At 27.5% G+C, this 517-nt stretch carries 1 protein-coding gene; it reads left to right on the top strand.

Annotated features, from left to right (window positions below):
* Positions 1–517: DUF5079 family protein (locus tag BU038_RS12350; protein WP_107606257.1), on the top strand; the 517-nt coding region annotated here is incomplete at both ends.

Below are 517 nucleotides of genomic sequence, written 5' to 3' on the forward strand. Positions count from 1 at the left end.
ATGAATTTATTAGTAAGTAGTATATTAATTATTGTGGTTTCTATGTCATGCTTTTTTGTATTGTTTTTACAATATCCTAAAAATCATGAAGATATGAAAAAAAGTGCTTTTAAATTGATGGTTTTAGATATTTTAGCTTTATATTGCGTGGTTATCTCTTTATACAACGCTTATTTCTTTATGGCTGCTGAAAATGGTGTTGATCTTACTGTTTTTTGGAGTGTTGGTATAATCACAATGTTTGTGTGTTTAATTGCTTTCATTTACGGAATTTATTTACTTAGTAATACACCATTTTGGCTTAAAACCAAGAAAAAAGATGAACAGATTTCTGGTAAAGTGATAGCAATGATACTTTTATTCCTTTTTAGTTTAGTAGTTTTAATTCAAAAAGTGATTGAATATTTTACAATTCCGAATATCAATCAATCAAAGTTTATGATTTTAGCGATAGGAGGGATGATGCCGTTCGTATATTTCGTTATCTTTATGCTTTACATACATTACACCCAAGTAT

Origin of the sequence: Staphylococcus simulans, assembly GCF_003043455.1 — a bacterium.
Lineage (GTDB): Bacteria > Bacillota > Bacilli > Staphylococcales > Staphylococcaceae > Staphylococcus > Staphylococcus simulans_A.